Annotated in this window: 15 protein-coding genes; 7 read left to right on the top strand and 8 right to left on the bottom strand. The window is 44.3% G+C overall.

All coding sequences use genetic code 11. The features are described from left to right. The first annotated feature begins 88 nt into the window (after window positions 1-88). Complete coding sequence (gene gdhA / locus FTU95_RS00770) at window positions 89-1,432, top strand: NADP-specific glutamate dehydrogenase (protein WP_005096336.1); 1,344 nt, start codon at window positions 89-91, stop codon at window positions 1,430-1,432. 65 nt (window positions 1,433-1,497) lie between these two features. Here gdhA and FTU95_RS00775 read toward each other — a convergent pair whose 3' ends face one another. From FTU95_RS00775 to rlmH, 3 genes are all read right to left on the bottom strand, one after another. Continuing rightward, complete coding sequence (locus FTU95_RS00775; protein WP_218944588.1) at window positions 1,498-2,271, bottom strand: META and DUF4377 domain-containing protein; 774 nt, start codon at window positions 2,269-2,271, stop codon at window positions 1,498-1,500. Between the two features lie 132 nt (window positions 2,272-2,403). Further along, window positions 2,404-3,180, bottom strand: coding sequence for a class III extradiol ring-cleavage dioxygenase (locus tag FTU95_RS00780; RefSeq protein ID WP_005096339.1), 777 nt, complete (start codon window positions 3,178-3,180; stop codon window positions 2,404-2,406). Between the two features lie 110 nt (window positions 3,181-3,290). Further along, window positions 3,291-3,773, bottom strand: coding sequence for a 23S rRNA (pseudouridine(1915)-N(3))-methyltransferase RlmH (gene rlmH / locus FTU95_RS00785; RefSeq protein WP_005096341.1), 483 nt, complete (start codon window positions 3,771-3,773; stop codon window positions 3,291-3,293). Window positions 3,774-3,924: 151 nt separating this feature from the next. Here rlmH and FTU95_RS00790 point away from each other — a divergent pair, with 151 nt between their 5' ends. Further along, window positions 3,925-4,872 carry a M28 family peptidase gene (locus FTU95_RS00790; protein ID WP_180077235.1) on the top strand — a complete coding sequence of 316 codons (948 nt, stop codon included), beginning with the start codon at window positions 3,925-3,927 and terminating at the stop codon, window positions 4,870-4,872. A gap of 60 nt (window positions 4,873-4,932) precedes the next feature. Here FTU95_RS00790 and lon read toward each other — a convergent pair whose 3' ends face one another. Beyond that, the gene (gene lon, locus FTU95_RS00795; protein WP_100328791.1) at window positions 4,933-7,359 is read right to left on the bottom strand and encodes an endopeptidase La; all 2,427 of its coding nucleotides are present in this window, start codon (window positions 7,357-7,359) and stop codon (window positions 4,933-4,935) included. A 146-nt stretch (window positions 7,360-7,505) separates the two neighbouring features. Beyond that, window positions 7,506-8,087, bottom strand: coding sequence for a 5-formyltetrahydrofolate cyclo-ligase (locus tag FTU95_RS00800; RefSeq protein WP_005171883.1), 582 nt, complete (start codon window positions 8,085-8,087; stop codon window positions 7,506-7,508). Window positions 8,088-8,506: 419 nt separating this feature from the next. Between FTU95_RS00800 and FTU95_RS00805 the strand changes: the two genes are divergently transcribed. The 5 genes from FTU95_RS00805 (at window position 8,507) to FTU95_RS00825 (ending at window position 12,557) form a co-directional block, all read left to right on the top strand. After that, the gene (locus tag FTU95_RS00805; protein ID WP_171063357.1) at window positions 8,507-8,989 is read left to right on the top strand and encodes a VOC family protein; all 483 of its coding nucleotides are present in this window, start codon (window positions 8,507-8,509) and stop codon (window positions 8,987-8,989) included. A gap of 499 nt (window positions 8,990-9,488) precedes the next feature. After that, entirely contained in the window at window positions 9,489-10,784 is a 1,296-nt protein-coding gene (locus FTU95_RS00810) for a sorbosone dehydrogenase family protein (protein ID WP_257220088.1), read from the top strand. 356 nt (window positions 10,785-11,140) lie between these two features. Next, entirely contained in the window at window positions 11,141-11,302 is a 162-nt protein-coding gene (locus FTU95_RS00815) for a YqaE/Pmp3 family membrane protein (protein WP_180077457.1), read from the top strand. A gap of 142 nt (window positions 11,303-11,444) precedes the next feature. Further along, window positions 11,445-11,816: a diacylglycerol kinase gene (locus tag FTU95_RS00820; RefSeq protein WP_005093618.1), complete on the top strand. Its 372-nt coding sequence runs from the start codon at window positions 11,445-11,447 to the stop codon at window positions 11,814-11,816. A gap of 30 nt (window positions 11,817-11,846) precedes the next feature. Beyond that, a complete protein-coding gene (locus FTU95_RS00825) occupies window positions 11,847-12,557 on the top strand; it encodes a phosphatase PAP2 family protein (protein ID WP_180077459.1) in 711 nt (236 codons plus the stop codon). Here the strand turns inward: FTU95_RS00825 and FTU95_RS00830 are convergent. Genes FTU95_RS00830 through FTU95_RS00840 form a run of 3 tightly spaced genes read right to left on the bottom strand, consistent with a single transcriptional unit; the run spans window position 12,524 to window position 16,218 of the window. Continuing rightward, a complete protein-coding gene (locus FTU95_RS00830; protein WP_005093613.1) occupies window positions 12,524-13,846 on the bottom strand; it encodes an ATP-binding protein in 1,323 nt (440 codons plus the stop codon). The genes FTU95_RS00825 and FTU95_RS00830 overlap by 34 nt on opposite strands. Then, the gene (locus tag FTU95_RS00835; protein WP_005093611.1) at window positions 13,847-14,524 is read right to left on the bottom strand and encodes a DNA-binding response regulator PmrA; all 678 of its coding nucleotides are present in this window, start codon (window positions 14,522-14,524) and stop codon (window positions 13,847-13,849) included. It abuts the gene before it with no gap. A gap of 2 nt (window positions 14,525-14,526) precedes the next feature. Then, window positions 14,527-16,218: a phosphoethanolamine transferase gene (locus tag FTU95_RS00840; RefSeq protein WP_035337408.1), complete on the bottom strand. Its 1,692-nt coding sequence runs from the start codon at window positions 16,216-16,218 to the stop codon at window positions 14,527-14,529. Between the last annotated feature and the right edge of the window lie 51 nt (window positions 16,219-16,269).

Consider the following 16,269-nt stretch of genomic DNA (forward strand, 5'->3'; position numbering starts at 1 on the left):
ACAAAAGATATTTAATATTTTGCGCCAAAATTTAACATTGATTGTAAATTTGACCAATTTTGATCCATTTTCTGCTGAGGATTAAGCGTTGAAATACAACACACTTAATGAGTTCCTAGATTACGTAAAATCACGTGATGCACACCAACCAGAATTTCTTCAAGCTGTCGAAGAAGTGATGACCAGTTTGTGGCCATTCATTCAAAAGAATCCACAATACGCAGCACATGGTTTGCTAGAACGTCTAGTTGAGCCAGAACGTGCGATCCAGTTCCGAGTTTCTTGGGTAGATGACCAAGGTCAAACTCAGGTAAACCGTGCGTTCCGCGTACAATACAACTCAGCGATCGGTCCATTTAAAGGTGGTATGCGTTTCCACCCTTCCGTGAATCTTTCAATCCTAAAATTCTTAGGCTTTGAGCAAACATTTAAAAATGCTTTAACCACACTTCCTATGGGTGGTGGTAAAGGCGGTTCTGATTTTGACCCTAAAGGCAAATCAGAAGGCGAAATCATGCGTTTCTGCCAAGCTTTAATGATCGAGCTATATCGTCACCTGGGTGCGAACACAGATATCCCTGCAGGTGATATTGGTGTGGGCGGTCGTGAAGTGGGCTATATGGCCGGCATGATGAAAAAATTAAGTAACGACACTGCATGTGTATTCACCGGTAAAGGTTTAACCTTCGGTGGTTCATTGGCGCGTCCGGAAGCAACGGGTTACGGTACTGTGTATTTCGCTGAGGAAATGCTCAAGTCTCGTGGCGAAAGCTTCAAAGACAAAGTTGTCGCAATTTCAGGTTCTGGTAACGTTGCGCAATATGCTGCTGACAAAGCGTTGTATCTGGGCGCGAAAGTGGTTTCACTTTCTGACTCTGCGGGTACGGTTCACGTCAAAGACGGTTTCACTGAAGCATTGCTTGCTGAAGTGATGGAACTTAAAAACGTAAAACGGGGTCGTATTTCAGAATTTGCCTCTAAACATGGTTTTGAATATCTGGAAGGACAACGTCCTTGGGGTATTCCATGTGATATCGCACTGCCATGCGCGACTCAAAACGAACTGGATGCGGAGGATGCTGAAAAGCTTCTCGCAAATGGCGTGATCTGTGTCGCTGAAGGTGCAAACATGCCTTCAACCTTGGCTGCTGTAGAGAAATTCGTTGAAGCGAAAACGCTTTATGCGCCAGGTAAAGCATCAAATGCAGGTGGTGTTGCCACTTCTGGTCTGGAAATGTCGCAAAATGCATTGCGTTTAGGCTGGACCTTTGAGGAAGTTGATGAGCGCTTACATGCGATCATGAAAGAAATTCACCGTAACTGCGTAAAATTCGGTACCAAAGAAGACGGTACTGTGAACTATGTAGACGGTGCCAACATTGCAGGCTTCGTAAAAGTGGCTGATGCAATGCTTGCTCAAGGCGTATTCTAAGTCTGATTGAGTGTCGCTTTAAAAAAACCGAGGCCATAGCCTCGGTTTTTTTATGGATAGATATTTTATAATGAACCTTTCACGGCTTCGCGCTCGACTGCCATGTCATAAATATAAGCATATTTAGATTGATCTGCCGCAGGGTTCTTAATTTCAAAACGTTTTAGCCGAATAATCTGGCGTTCATTCGGTGAATGCTGAAAACCTTCAATCTGGTCATAGAATAATGTCCAGTCCTTATCGACCTGGGTCTTCAGACCGTTTTGATCATATTTAACCTGTTTGACTTGCAAGCAGCTTTGCTGAGCCACACCGGTACATGATTTGGTATCTGGGGAAATTTCCAGAAAAATTGTTTCAGCTTGCCCCTGATATCTGGTTTCCGGAGTCATTTTCCCGGTAAATTCATATTTTTGACCATCGGCAGCGGAAAGCGTTAGGGTCGGCTGGTCAAGGTTCGTGGTATTGAGCGCAAAAGGAATTGCACGTTTTTGTAAAAGCTGGCTGACAAAGCGTTCCTGTTGCATCAGTGCGGTATCGCAGGCCATTTCGGTTCCTATGACTTCGCTGGTGCTGATAATATTATCTTTCACTGACCAGTTTGTACTGAGTCCATTGCAGCCCGTCACGGCGCTCAGGCGGCCTTGAGCATCGAAACTGAGCACGATTGGTCGTTCCAGCCCGCGATCTAGTTGCCAGTGGTAGGTAGAAAGAAGCTGATTTGCACTTTTTTGTTGTAGGGTGGCCACTGTACGATCTCCAGCCTGCTGAATATCACCAGACTGACAGGCTGCAAAAGTTAAAGGTAATAATGCCAGTACAATAAATTTTAATTTCATGGATTTATAATAAAGAACAAAGAATTGAAATGATAACGGATGCATTTCTAAAAGATATGGATACATATCGCAGATTTTGGTTGCAAAATGTATCCAAATTTAAAAGTTAAAATTTTGAGTTTTCAATCAAGATTAATCGAAGCGGTAGACATCCATGCCCAGAGAACCCATGCTAAAACTGCTATGTACCAGACTAAAACGGCTTCCGGTCCCCATCGCAAAGAAGATCGGGGCAAAATGCTCCAGTGTTGGATGATTACGCGCCATGTGTGGAATATTGGACCAGTCCAGTATCGCATCATAATCGCTATGGGCCAGTTTATGGACGACAAAATTGCGGAAATCTGATGCCCATACCGGTACATCAGCCGCCGTTCCATCCCAAGACAGTTCACGTAGGTTATGCGTGATACTGCCTGAACCAATCAGCAGGATTTGCTGCTCACGTAGCGGTGCCAGACTTTGACCAATTTTATAGATTTCATCGGCACTCATCGACATGGGCAATGAAATTTCAACCACTGGAATATCCGCATCCGGATACATATGCAGCAGCGGCATCCATACGCCATGATCACGTGGACGAGTACTATTGGCATGTGCGGCAAAACCGGCATTGGCCAGCAAACCCAAGATCTGCTCGGCCAGTTCAGGATTTCCCGGTGCAGGATAGCGTAATTGATACAGCTCTGGCGGGAAACCACGGAAATCATGCCAAGTCTCTGGTCGAATACCGCTACTGACTTCCAGTGCCTCACTTTCCCAGTGCGCTGACATGATAATAATCGCTTCCGGGCGTGGCAGGTTTTCGCTTAAACGATGCAAGGCAGGACCCACTTGCTCAGGATTCAGCGCCAGCATAGGAGAGCCATGAGAAATAAATAAGCCGGGCAACGTTTGTAAGTTCATAAGTCAAACCACATCTAGAAGATGTCTCAATAATGCATTAAAAATAGCGAAAAAAGCAGGAGGAATTATTCAACAAAACGTTGCATAAACAGAACGCTTCAGCAACGTCATTAACCTGCACGATGGTAGGGATGATTATGGTTAATGGTCATTGCACGGTACAGTTGTTCAATCAGCATCACCCGAACCATGGGATGGGGGAGTGTGAGCTTAGACAGGGACCAATGCCATGCAGCAGCTTTACGTACTGCTTCCGAATGACCATCTGGCCCGCCAATCGCCAGTACCACATCATTGCCTTCCAGCATCCAGCCTTTCATGGTTTCAGCCAGTTTTTCGGTACTGAACTCACGTCCACCCACTTCTAGCGCGATCAGGATTTCGTTCTGCTTGAGTGCATTTAAAATGCTGTCACCCTCAATATTTCGATATTTCAGGATATCCGCTTCAGAATCATTTTTGCCGCGCTTGGCCATGGGCAGTTCAATAATCTGGGTCTGTACAAAGGGCTGAATACGCTTGAAATAGTCTTCAAAACCAGTCAGCACCCATGCTGGCATTTTTTGACCAATGGTCAGGATACGGATTTTCATACAGACAGATCAATAATTGGATACTTCATTATAACGATCAAACAACACGAAGTTGAGTCAGGAAACAAATTGAAATTGAAATGAAGGATTTAGTGCTGCTTTAATGTCCTGAGTTCAAGTCTCCGCTTGATAAAGGAATGGATAATAATAAATGCGGACTAAGGTCATCATAAAAGGATGTTGTACTTGGCTGCTGTTGGTCATCGGTCTAATCGGCTCAAGTCTCAGTGCCGCCAATAGCAACACACGTGCCCAGATACCTCATCTGGAATTGTTTTTCAGCCAGATCATGAGTGTCGATGAATTTCGAAATTACAAGAATGTTAAAGAACTGAACCGAGTGTCTGCATGGATTAAAGGACAGATGCAGCGTTTTGGCATTCCCTGTCAGTTTCAGGTCTATGTGGTCAATAGCCTAAGCTATCGAAATGTCATTTGCCATTTAAATGCTCAGGCCAAAACCAAAATGGTCATGGGCACGCATTATGATGTCTTTAGTGATCGATATGGTGCTGACAATAATGCCTCGGGAGTGGCAGGTTTACTGGAAACCGCAAGATTATTGGCCTTGCAAAAATCCAAGCTCAAACATGAGATCGAATTTGCTTTTTATACCTTGGAAGAGCCGCCTTTTTTCAAGACAGAACATATGGGCAGCTATATTCATGCCAAGTCGCTCAAGAAAAAAAAGCAGAAGCTGAAAGGTGTGGTGATTCTGGATTCAATTGGCTATTTTGATGAAAATCTGGTGCAGACTTATCCGGTGGGGTTGAAATGGATTTATCCAGATCATGGGAACTTTATTGCCGCGATTGGTCATTTGACCTCGACTGGCATGACCGGAGATTATTGTACTGCCATGCAAAGTCTTAACCGTCTGGAATGTCAACGTTTTATCAGTCCAACTTTTGCTCAGGATATGAATTTTTCTGGTTATCTGAATTATGCCAAATTCAATTATTCGACCATGTTAATTACCGATACGGCGCATTATCGTAACCCTTATTATAATACTGAGCTGGACACCTTGGATAAACTGGATCTGAAAAAGATGACCTATGTGATTGATGGGCTGGTAGAGATGGCCTTGCAACCTTAATCAATTTCTTTACACAATAAAAAACCCTGCCGGAGCAGGGTTTTGGCAAATCAGCTCATCTTAATGACGGGCTGCTTTCGCTTCTTCTTTGGTTTTTACAATCGGTGCTTTCACCAAGGCTTTTGGCAAAGAGATGAGGGCCAGCGGTAAAATCTCATCAATCGATTTCACGGCTTTAATCTCTAAACCATCTTTTACATTTTCAGGAATTTCCGCCAAATCACGTACGTTTTCCTGTGGAATGAAGACCAGCTTGATGCCACCACGATGGGCTGCAAGAAGTTTCTCTTTCAAACCGCCAATACGTAATGCACGACCACCCAGACTGGTTTCACCTGTCATCGCGATATCCGGACGAATCGGAATCCCGGTAAATGCAGATACCAATGCAGTGGTCAATGCCAAACCTGCGGATGGACCATCTTTCGGTGTCGCACCTTCCGGTAAATGCACGTGCACATCGGTTTCTTCAAAGCGGGACGCTTCGATGCCAAGCTCATCTGCACGGGTACGCACCACAGTCATGGCAGCGGTAATTGATTCTTTCATGACATCGCCAAGAGAACCGGTGGTAATGAACTTGCCTTTACCTGGAACGGCTGCAACCTCAATGGTCAGCAATTCGCCACCCACCGAAGTCCAGGCCAGACCATTGACACGGCCGATTTGTGCTTCTTCTTCCGCCATACCATAGTCAAATTTATGTGCGCCCAAGTAATCTGGAAGATTGCCTGCTGTCACTTCAATCTGAAGGTTTTTGGCTTTTTTGCTCACCGCTTCTTTGACCACTTTACGTGCAATTTTGGATACTTCACGCTCAAGGCTACGTACACCGGCTTCACGGGTATAACGGCGCACGATGTCACGAATCGCTTCTTCATGCACAGTTAACTCTTTAGCACGCAGGCCATTATTTTTAATGGCTTTTGGTACCAGATAACGATCTGCAATATTGACTTTTTCTTCTTCGGTATAACCCGGAAGACGGATCACTTCCATACGATCCAGCAAGGCTTCAGGAATGTTCATGCTGTTTGCGGTACAGATAAACATTACTTCAGACAGATCCAGATCTAGATCCAGGTAGTGATCACTGAACTTGTTGTTCTGTGATGGATCGAGGACTTCGAGCATCGCAGACGCCGGATCACCACGGTAATCTTGCGCCATCTTGTCGATTTCATCGAGCAGGAACAACGGGTTTTTCACCCCAACTTTAGTCAATGACTGCACGATTTTACCTGGCATCGCACCGATATAGGTACGACGATGACCACGAATCTCGGCTTCGTCACGTACACCACCCAGCGCCATACGCACAAATTCACGACCAGTTGCTTTAGCAATCGACTCACCCAGTGAGGTTTTACCAACACCCGGAGGACCGACTAAACATAGAATTGGGCCACGCAATTTTTTCACACGCGACTGAACCGCAAGATATTCCACAATACGATCTTTGACATCGTCCAGACCATAGTGGTCTGCATCCAGAATTTCCTGTGCTTTGTTCAGGTTAATGCTGACTTTGCTGGCTTTATTCCACGGTGTATCCAGAATCACTTCCAGATAGTTGCGAACAACTGCTGCTTCACTTGAGGCAGGCTGCATCGCTTTGAGTTTACGGAATTCGTTTTCAGCTTTCTTGCGTACATGCTCAGGCAGATCTGCTTCAGCAAGACGTTTTTCAATTTCAGCGACATCATCTTCCGCGCCGCCGTTCATGTCGGAAAGCTCGCGCTGAATGACTTTCATTTTTTCATTCAGGAAGTATTCGCGCTGGTTCTTTTCCATCTGACGTTTAACAGAGTCATGCAGGGTTTGCTCAATCTGCTGTTCTTCAGATTGTTGCAATAGATAAGTCATCAGCTCAGTTAAATGCGCTTCGAATTCATCATGTTCCAGGAATTTTTGTTTGACATCAATATTCAATGGAACACGGGTCGCCACGAAGAATAATAACTGTAACAGGTCTTCAATTTTGTTGGCTGCGGTAATCAGTTCACGCGCATTACGAAGTTTCGCTTCTGCATATTGAGCAAAAAGCGCACGTAATTCTTGCAAGCGCACGGCTTGAGTGTCTTCATCCACCGTAACGGTCATTGGGCTGAGTTCATGTTCTGCTGTCAGATACTCATTTTCGTCAATGATGGTTTTCAGTTTGGCACGGTGCAGTCCTTCAATCAGGACTTTGATACAGTTTTCATCATTTTCGTGATTCACAACTTGCACAATCTTCGCGACAGTACCGTATTGATATAAATTGTCGTGATCAATTTCTTCTGTAAGCGAATCTTTTTGCGCAACTACAAATACTAGATTGTCACTGTTACGAGCCACATCAACTGCATTGATCGATTTTTCACGACCGACAAACAGCGCAATTTGCATATGCGGATAAACCACCACATCACGCAGCGCCAAAAGGGGTAGTACACTTGGAACCTGAGGCTCTAAGGTTTCTTGATTCATAATAATTTCAGACATGAGCACTCCTAATGAGTGACAACGGTGTTGCCATGTTTTAATAGTGATGGGTAATTTAAAAAATACAAGGGGCGTTAAGATTAAATTGTATGAAAAATGACTAATTATGTGATTTTAAAGTAGTTCACAACAGGGAAATTGAAAAATTAGCGTTTGAAAGCTAAAAAAACTGTCGGGGTAATAAGAGCATCCAAGGGTTGATCCCATTTTTCCCGTTTTAAGGACTGGCTAAGCAGTTGAAAGTCATGCGCCAGTCCCAGACGGAATGGAAGCCCGGGCGCAGAAGCCAGGGTTCGATCATAAAAACCGCCACCCATCCCAATGCGTGTCCCTGAATGATCACAGGCCAGCAGCGGCATGATCAATAAATCCAGCTTAGAAACATGAGTACCACGTGTCGTCATGGGCTCCCGCATTCCCAGCCGATGATAGGCAAAGCGCTTGTTGCGATATTGATGCTGGCTGATTCGGATCCAGACCAGCTGTTGATTCATGTCGCAAATCGCAGGCAGATAGACCTGTTTGCCCAGTTTAAAGCAGCGTTCAATAATGGTGTGGGTATGAATCTCACCAAAAGCATGCAGATAAATGCCGATGTGCTTGGCATGAATAAATTGCGGGCTACGTATAAGGCGATTTAAAACTTTTTGTGCAGCTTGCCTTTGCTCAAATTTAGAAAGATGACGACGTGTTTTACGCAGGTATCTTCTTAATTCTTGAATGGTCATAGGGCAAAAGCAGATCTGACAAAAGTGTGCTCTAGTCTAAGTGGGAATTCGGGAAAAGTAAAAAATAATTGTGATCTTGATTCTCATATGACGAGGTAGCAACTTGGTTAAGTTCAGCAAATTTCATAATGAATCTCATTTCTAAAAACTTGATTAAAATTGGTCAATTAAAGGCATTGAATTATTGGCTGCTTAAAATGTCATAATTTTTTTATTTTCTGTGAAGCATGCGTTTTTAAGTCATCATTTTGATGATCATGAAACAGATTTTGATTAATAAAGGTACAAATCTAAAATCGATTTTTTGTGTTTTTGAGTGAATTAAAGATAAGGGATCAGATCTCTGATTAACCCAATAGATCTAACACATTGTGCCTAGGCAGAGCGCGTAAGACCTAAATCAATGGAGATTGAACATGATGAATATTGCGAAGAACACCATCTGCCTCTGGTATGATAACGACGCTGAAGCTGCTGCACGATTTTATGCCGAGACATTTCCTGACTCCTCAATTGGCGCGATCAACCTTGCACCCGGAGACTATCCTTCTGGAAAAGAAGGCGATGTCATCACCGTTGACTTTAGGGTGCTGGGTATTAGCTGCATTGGACTAAATGGTGGCCCGGCATTCCAGCATAACGAAGCATTCTCATTTCAGGTGGCAACTGAAGATCAGGAAGAAACCGACCGATACTGGAATGCAATTGTTGGCAATGGCGGTCAGGAAAGCGAGTGTGGCTGGTGTAAAGACAAGTGGGGCATTTCCTGGCAGATTACGCCAATTGTGCTTATTCAGGCAGTGACCAGTTCTGACCGTGCCGCCGCCAAACGCGCCTTTGATGCAATGATGACCATGAAGAAAATTGACATCTCCGCGATTGAAGCGGCATTTCGTGGTTGAGAGCCACGGATCTTATCTTTCATTCCAGTGGATCTGGCTGTGTAGCACAATCTTACCCAGCTGTTTGGAGGACTTCCCTTAATTGTTTTTTGAAGTATTTCAGACGAATATCCGACTCTCTTATTCATAGATTCTCTAGGTTTAGGATCATTCAGGTCTAATCTGCACGTAGAAGCTCATCAAAAGATGGGCTTTTCTTTTGAACAGTATCTGAAACCTTAAAACAGAGCTTTGCTTGGATGAACTACAACAATCCCTGAATCGAATGGCTGATCAGAATTCTTTTAGCTCTTGTGCATCATGCTGCTACGACAAAAAAACAAATCTACTTCAAAATTGATAACCAATTCATAACCAGAAAAAACATCAAGCCACTAGTAGCATCTCCAATTGTTTTTTAAAGTAATTCGATGACGATAAAAAATAACAAGAGATAAAAATGCCTATTCAGCCGGTTCACTTTTTTTTGCCTGGTGCAGGCTTGGCACTTCTGCTGGCGATGACGGCTTGTACTATGCCATCCAAGTCGCCAATTGCTGACAGTTATGGTTCCCAGCCACAGTTATCCAAACCAAAATCCAGCTTGCTGCCTACAGTCAATATTGCACCTGCCAAAGGTTGGCCTGAGGGTAAAATGCCCACTCCCGCTACAGGTTTAAAAGTTCAGGCATTTGCCAAAGGGTTGCAGCATCCGCGCTGGATCTATGTATTGCCAAATGGTGATGTGCTGGTGGCCGAAACTGATGCACCACCCAAGCCTGATGATAGCAAAGGAATTAAAGGCAAAATCATGAAATGGGTAATGCAGCGAGCCGGCTCATCGCATCCGAGTGCTAACCGCATTAGTCTGCTTCGTGACAATAATGGTGATGGAGTCGCTGAACAAAAAACTGTATTTTTACAGAATCTCAACTCTCCATTTGGCATGGTACTGGTCGGCAATATGTTGTATGTGGCCAATACAGATGCCCTGATGCGCTTTCCTTATCAAGCAGGTGCTACTCAAATTACTGCAACCGGCACCAAAGTACTGGATTTACCGGCGGGTCGTTTAAACCATCACTGGACCAAAAATGTCATTGCCAATCCTACGGGCAGCAAACTCTATATTACGGTAGGTTCCAACAGTAACGTAGCTGAAAATGGCTTGGATCAAGAAGAAGGTCGGGCACTGATCATGGAATTTGACCTGGCCAATACTCAAGCACGACCTTTTGCAACCGGACTTCGTAATCCGAATGGTATGGACTGGCAACCACAGAGTGGCAAACTCTGGACGGTAGTCAATGAGCGTGATGAGCTCGGCAATGATCTGGTTCCAGATTATCTCACCTCGGTTAAAGACGGTGCTTTTTATGGCTGGCCCTATAGTTATTATGGCCAACATGTAGATACACGGGTCAAGCCGCAAAACCCTGCACGGGTGGCACGGGCAATTCCACCAGACTATGCTTTGGGTAATCATACAGCATCATTGGGCTTAAGTTTTTATACAGCAGATCTAATGCCTCATTATCGAAATGGTGCACTGATTGGCCAGCATGGCTCATGGAACCGCAAGCCGCATAGTGGCTATAAAGTGATTTTTGTTCCCTTTCAAAATGGCCAGCCTTCAGCCCAGCCTCAAGATGTCTTGACTGGCTTTTTAAGTGATCAGGGCGAAGCATTTGGGCGGTCTGTCGGTGTTGTTATAGATTCCTCGGGTGCCATTTTAGTGGCGGATGATGTGGGTGATACCATTTGGCGTGTGTCTCCCGAGCTGAAACCTGCCCAGTCGCCATCAGTTTTACACTAAGAAGCTTGAGGCTCTAAGCTTCGATTCAAAACTTGTTGCATAACACTGATGAAAGTGAAGGGTATTTCATTAAAACGTCAATATTTTGCTTGAAAATATCAGTGCGTGAAAATGATTCAATATATTTTTAAGCTTGATTTAAGCTCACTGCATTAGGCTTTAAAAATATTGTTTAGAGTGATTCTTCATGAATACCCATTGTTTTGATCATGCCAGAAAATATCCCATAAAGCGGCGTGCCACCTGAGCCAGAGATTAAAAATCAACAACAGCAGGTCATCCAAAATATAAGTGATTTTTACGTTTTATCCTTTTTACTCGATCCATTTAACCCTTGGAAAGAGAGGATTTTTAAAATGAAGCTAGTGATTGCATTTATTTTCCCCTGGTCGTTATTTATGACCATTCATAAACCCTTTGAAGCCATCGTATGTCTTTTGTTGCAGGTTTCGATTTTAGGCTGGATTCCTGCTGCCATCTGGGCCATGCATATTTTAGATCGAGATCAAATAGCTTAATAAACCCATGCTTGATTAAGATTCCAGCAATACCAGTTTGTTCAGATAGAAATACAGGAATTTAACCTGAATGACAGTATTTTTAATCTTTCTTTAAGCTGGCTTGACTATGCTTTAGGTCTGTATTTAATGGTTGAAGATAATGAGTTTGTATTCTGCTGATAAAGGTAAAACAGGTCTGAAACGGATTTTGGCAGCCACTGCTTATTCACTTTCAGGATTCAGATCGGCTTTTAAAAATGAAGCCGCATTCAGGCAAATTGTATTGCTGAATATGATCTTAATTCCGCTCAGTTTTTTTGTACCCGTCAGCCGGGTTGAACAGGCGATGCTGATCGCAGTCTGTCTGTTGGCACTCATCATTGAACTGATTAATTCTGCTATTGAAGCCACAGTAGACCGTATTTCGCTGGAACGCCATGAACTGTCTAAAAATGCCAAAGATATGGGAAGCGCGGCTCAATTTGTGGCATTAACCCTGATTGTGCTGACCTGGGGCATTATTCTGATTTAATGCGCAATCCTGTCTCCTCTTGAGCAGCTTATTATGCAAGATCGTTCACAGTTTCTGTTAAAGCAAAGCCTGCTCCTTGCATTAGCTTTGGTAATACTTTGCAGTTTTTTCAGCATCGGTGGCAGGCTCGATTTAAAGCTGATTGCTCCTTTTGTTGATCTGACTGGGCATTTCCCACTGAAAAATCACTGGGCCTTGGCACAGCTGAATCATCGTTATGTTAAAAATATTTTAATTTTAGTCTATCTATCATTTTTATTGGGCTGGCTGGCTTCCTTTAAGTTTCAGGCATGGCAGACCAGACGCTGGGAATTTGGCTATTATTTTGGCATGGTGGTGATTTCGACCGTACTGATTGGCATTTTAAAGTCACAATCTGCGCATGCCTGCCCATGGAATATGGCTATTGCAGGTCCTCAGGGAATGTCTTGGAATTTCAGTGCCACAGCGGGCCACTGTTTTCCTGGCGGCCATGCTTCAAGTGGATTTGCCTTAATGGCCGGCTATTTTATTTATCGAGGCTCGAACCAGCCTCGTGCCTATTTTTTGCTGTTTTCTGCCAGCATTTTAGGACTGGCCATGGGCTGGGCACAAATGATGCGCGGCGCACATTTTTTCAGTCATAACCTTTGGACCGGCTGGATCATCTGGTGTCTCAATGTGATTGCCTATGCGCTTTTTTATCATAAGCTGCCCCAAGCAAGGCGCTATTCCAGCGTAAAGAGTGGAAATTTAACCTGAACACACAAGCCGCCCAAACTGGTACTTCTGGAAAATTCCAGTTGTCCGCCTAAACGTTCTGCGGCTTTATCTACAATCGACAGACCCAGACCGCTGCCTATCTCAGCATGATGATGAATCCGGTAAAAACGTTTGCGAATCTGGTTAAATTGCGCTGGCTCTATGCCGCTGCCACTGTCTTCAACTTGTAAAATGGCCTGGTCGTGTTGCTTGAAGATGGAAACATTGATGATGCCTTGGCTAGGCGTGTATTTAATTGCATTATCGATTAAATTATAAATAATCGAATTCAGGGCTGCTTCGTGTCCCTGAATCAGCAGATCCTGTTGTTGAACCACGCCTAGATCAATATCTTTCTGAATTGCCAGTTGAATCACTTGCTCAATACACTGAATGGTCAGCTGATTTAAAGACAAGATCTGCACCGGTTCTGCAGCGCTCAGCACGGCATCCTGTTTGGCCAGACTCAGCAGCTGATTGACCAGATGCTGCATTCGCAAAAAACCCTGACTTAAATTTTTCAGCGCATCATTATGTGGAAATTGTTCCAGTAAAATTTGCAGTTGTAAATTCAGTGCAGTAAGCGGTGTTCTTAATTCATGTGCCGAATCGGCCACAAACTGGCGCTGTTCCTGTTGTGCCAGAGAAATACGCTCAAATAACTGGTTCATTTCTCGAATGGTCGGCATGAGTTCGACAGGATAATGCTGGCTTTGAATCGGACTGAGTTGCTGTGCTTTTCGACTCGCCAATTCGGTTCTAAAATCATTTAAAGGCCGGAAATTATGTCGGATCAGCCAGCTCAATGCCCATAAAGCAAAGGGGAGAAACAGCACATAAGGAATAAACATATTGGCTGCCAACTCCAGAGCCAGATATTGGCGTACCGATTTTTGCTGGCTGATTTGAATCTGAAAATCCTGCTGGGGCAGAATATAGGTATGCCAAATGCCATGTTCAGTCTGCTGGGTATAAAAACCGGGTGTTTGCACAGCATTCACCCGTAGATCCTGCGGATGAGCCTGTTGCTGGCTATCGGCATAGGCCCAGATATCTACAAACAAATCTTCTTCGCTATAGCGATGATCAAGATTGATCTGACTTTGTACGGGCTGGGGCCGATTTTGTGCAATACGCTCTGCCAAACTTTGCATCTGGGCATCCAGAATCTCATTAATTTCCTCCAGCGCAATCCGGTAAGCCGCAAAAATCAACACGCAGCCAAGGATAATACTAAAAGCAGAGACATACAGAATCAGGCGTTTTTGCAGGGAATAGCTGGCTTGCATTTAAATCGGTCCTAAACGGTAACCGAGACCGCGAATGGTACGAATAAAGTCCTTGCCCAGTTTGGCACGTAAATGATGAATATAAACTTCAATTGTATTGCTGCTCACTTCACTGTCAAAATCATACAATTTATCTTCCAGATTGGCCTTGGAAAAAATTTTATTGGGATGTGTCACTAAGGGGGTCAGAATGGCCCATTCGCGATTGGATAAATCCAGCGCCTGTCCTTTAAATGTGGCAGCGTGTTGCTCCAGATTTAGAACTAAATCGCCGTAATGCAAAATTTGACAAGGTTCAGGGGCAGCAGCAAGTTGGCCACTGCGTCTTAATAAGGCCTGGATACGCGCCAGCAGTTCGTCAAATTCGTAAGGTTTAACCAAATAATCATCTGCACCCTGATTCAAGCCATCGACCCGATTTTGTAACTGATCACGGGCCGAAATGATCAGGACCGGTAAATGCGGATAGGCTTGACGGATATTTTTCAATACTTGCATGCCATCCATTCTGGGCAAACCCAGATCAAGCAGTACCAGCTCACAGGGAGTCTGCTGGAGCAGCTTTAATCCATCCAGACCATTGTTGACCCAGCTCACCTCAAACTGATGCAGCTTTAGCAGCGTTTGCGTAGACTCTGCAATCATAAAGTCATCTTCAATAATGAGTATTTTATGCATGGCTAGGCTCGAGTTTGGGTCAGTGGTGGACATTGATCGAGCATATCATTTTTAGGGTCAATCACTCGGGTTTTTATATCCAGCAGGCTTAACAAAGTGGGAAACAGATGGTCATGACTCAAGGCAGAATTTTTCTGAGCTTTTAAACAGGCAAGTTGCGAGGCCTGTTGCTGCTGCCAGTCATTTGAAAACCACATCAGCATCGGTACATGGGTTTGCTGGGTCGGTGCCATGGCATAAGGTGCACCATGTAAATACAGCCCATGCTCGCCTGTGGATTCACCATGATCGGACACATACCAGAAGCCGGTTTGGTAGTGGCTTTGCTGTTGCAGGGTTTTAATCAGCTGGCTCAGGACATGATCCGTATATACAATCGAATTATCATAACTGTTGCGTAATTCTGTAGCGCTGCATCCCTGAATGGCATTGCTATTACACATCGGCTGGAAAGGCTGATAGGCTGCTGTCGAGCGTTTGAAATAGGCAGGTCCGTGACTGCCCATCTGATGTAATACAATCAAATGCGACTGGTTATCCTCCGGTTTAAGGCGGCTTAAATAGTCCTGCAAGCTGTCGACCAGAATTTCATCCAGACATTCACCACTGGCATCACACCATTTCTGTTTCAAGCTGGCAGGAATCTGATACTGCTGTACCCGGTCACAGGCACCTTTACAGCCAGAATTATTATCGATCCATGTCACTTGATAGCCTGCACGTTGGGCTATATCGAGTAAGCCTTCGCGATGGCTGGCCAGTTGTTCATCATAACTTTTTCGTGGCATCCCAGAAAACATGCAGGGAACCGATACCGCAGTGGCCGTGCCGCAAGAGCTGACCTGGGAAAAGTTAATAATATTGAGTTGAGATAATTCAGGATTGGTATTTTTCGCATAACCATTCAGGGCAAAACTTTCCGCACGGGCGGTTTCTCCGACCACCAGAACCATGACCCGCGGCTTCTGGCCTGCTTGAATCTGTTGAATCCGATGCGCATCCTCAGCAAAAGGGACCAGGGGTAAATTTTGTTGAGGGGCTTTTTCCCGATAATAAGACAGGCTAGAGGCAATCGTATTCTGAGGTGAAATCATGCCTTTTAAATCACGATGTTCACGAAAGATCGCCGCATAATCGACATAGAAGCAAAACAGTAAACTGACGATGATCAAAGCGGAAAATATGCTACTGAGTGATTTTTGCAGGAGCTGCTGTCCCAATGAGGTTGTTTCAATCTTTAAAAACAGCATGAGCGATAAAGGCAAAACTACAAAAACAGCCATCCAGACCAGCAGGCGGATCGACCAGAGATCTCGAACTTCTCGTACATCTGTTTGCAGCATATTCTGGATTTGATCGGGGGTAATCACGACGCCCAGACTGTTGACAAAATAGGCACTCAAGCCGCCGATAATAATCAGCAAACTCGCAACGAATTTGGCATTCCATTTCCAGCTCAGGCATTGAATCACCAGATTATAGGCAGCAATAATCACCAGCGCTGTAGCGACCAAAAGCAGCCCGGACTTCAGGTTTTGATAGGGAGTAAATTGCTGGATTTTTTCATAAAAGCTGTAATTCAGGATCAAACCCAGCCATATTGCCAATAACAGGTTGAAATATAGAAGAGAAATAGATTTTTGCTTGCTGATACGGAATTGGGCAAATAAGTTTTTTATGAAGAGCTTGGCCATCATGGATCAATCAAAGATTTTGAGATGATTTAGCCTAAAACGGCAAGCTTA

Source organism: Acinetobacter sp. YH12208 (genome assembly GCF_013418055.1).
Classification (GTDB): Bacteria; Pseudomonadota; Gammaproteobacteria; order Pseudomonadales; family Moraxellaceae; genus Acinetobacter; species Acinetobacter pseudolwoffii.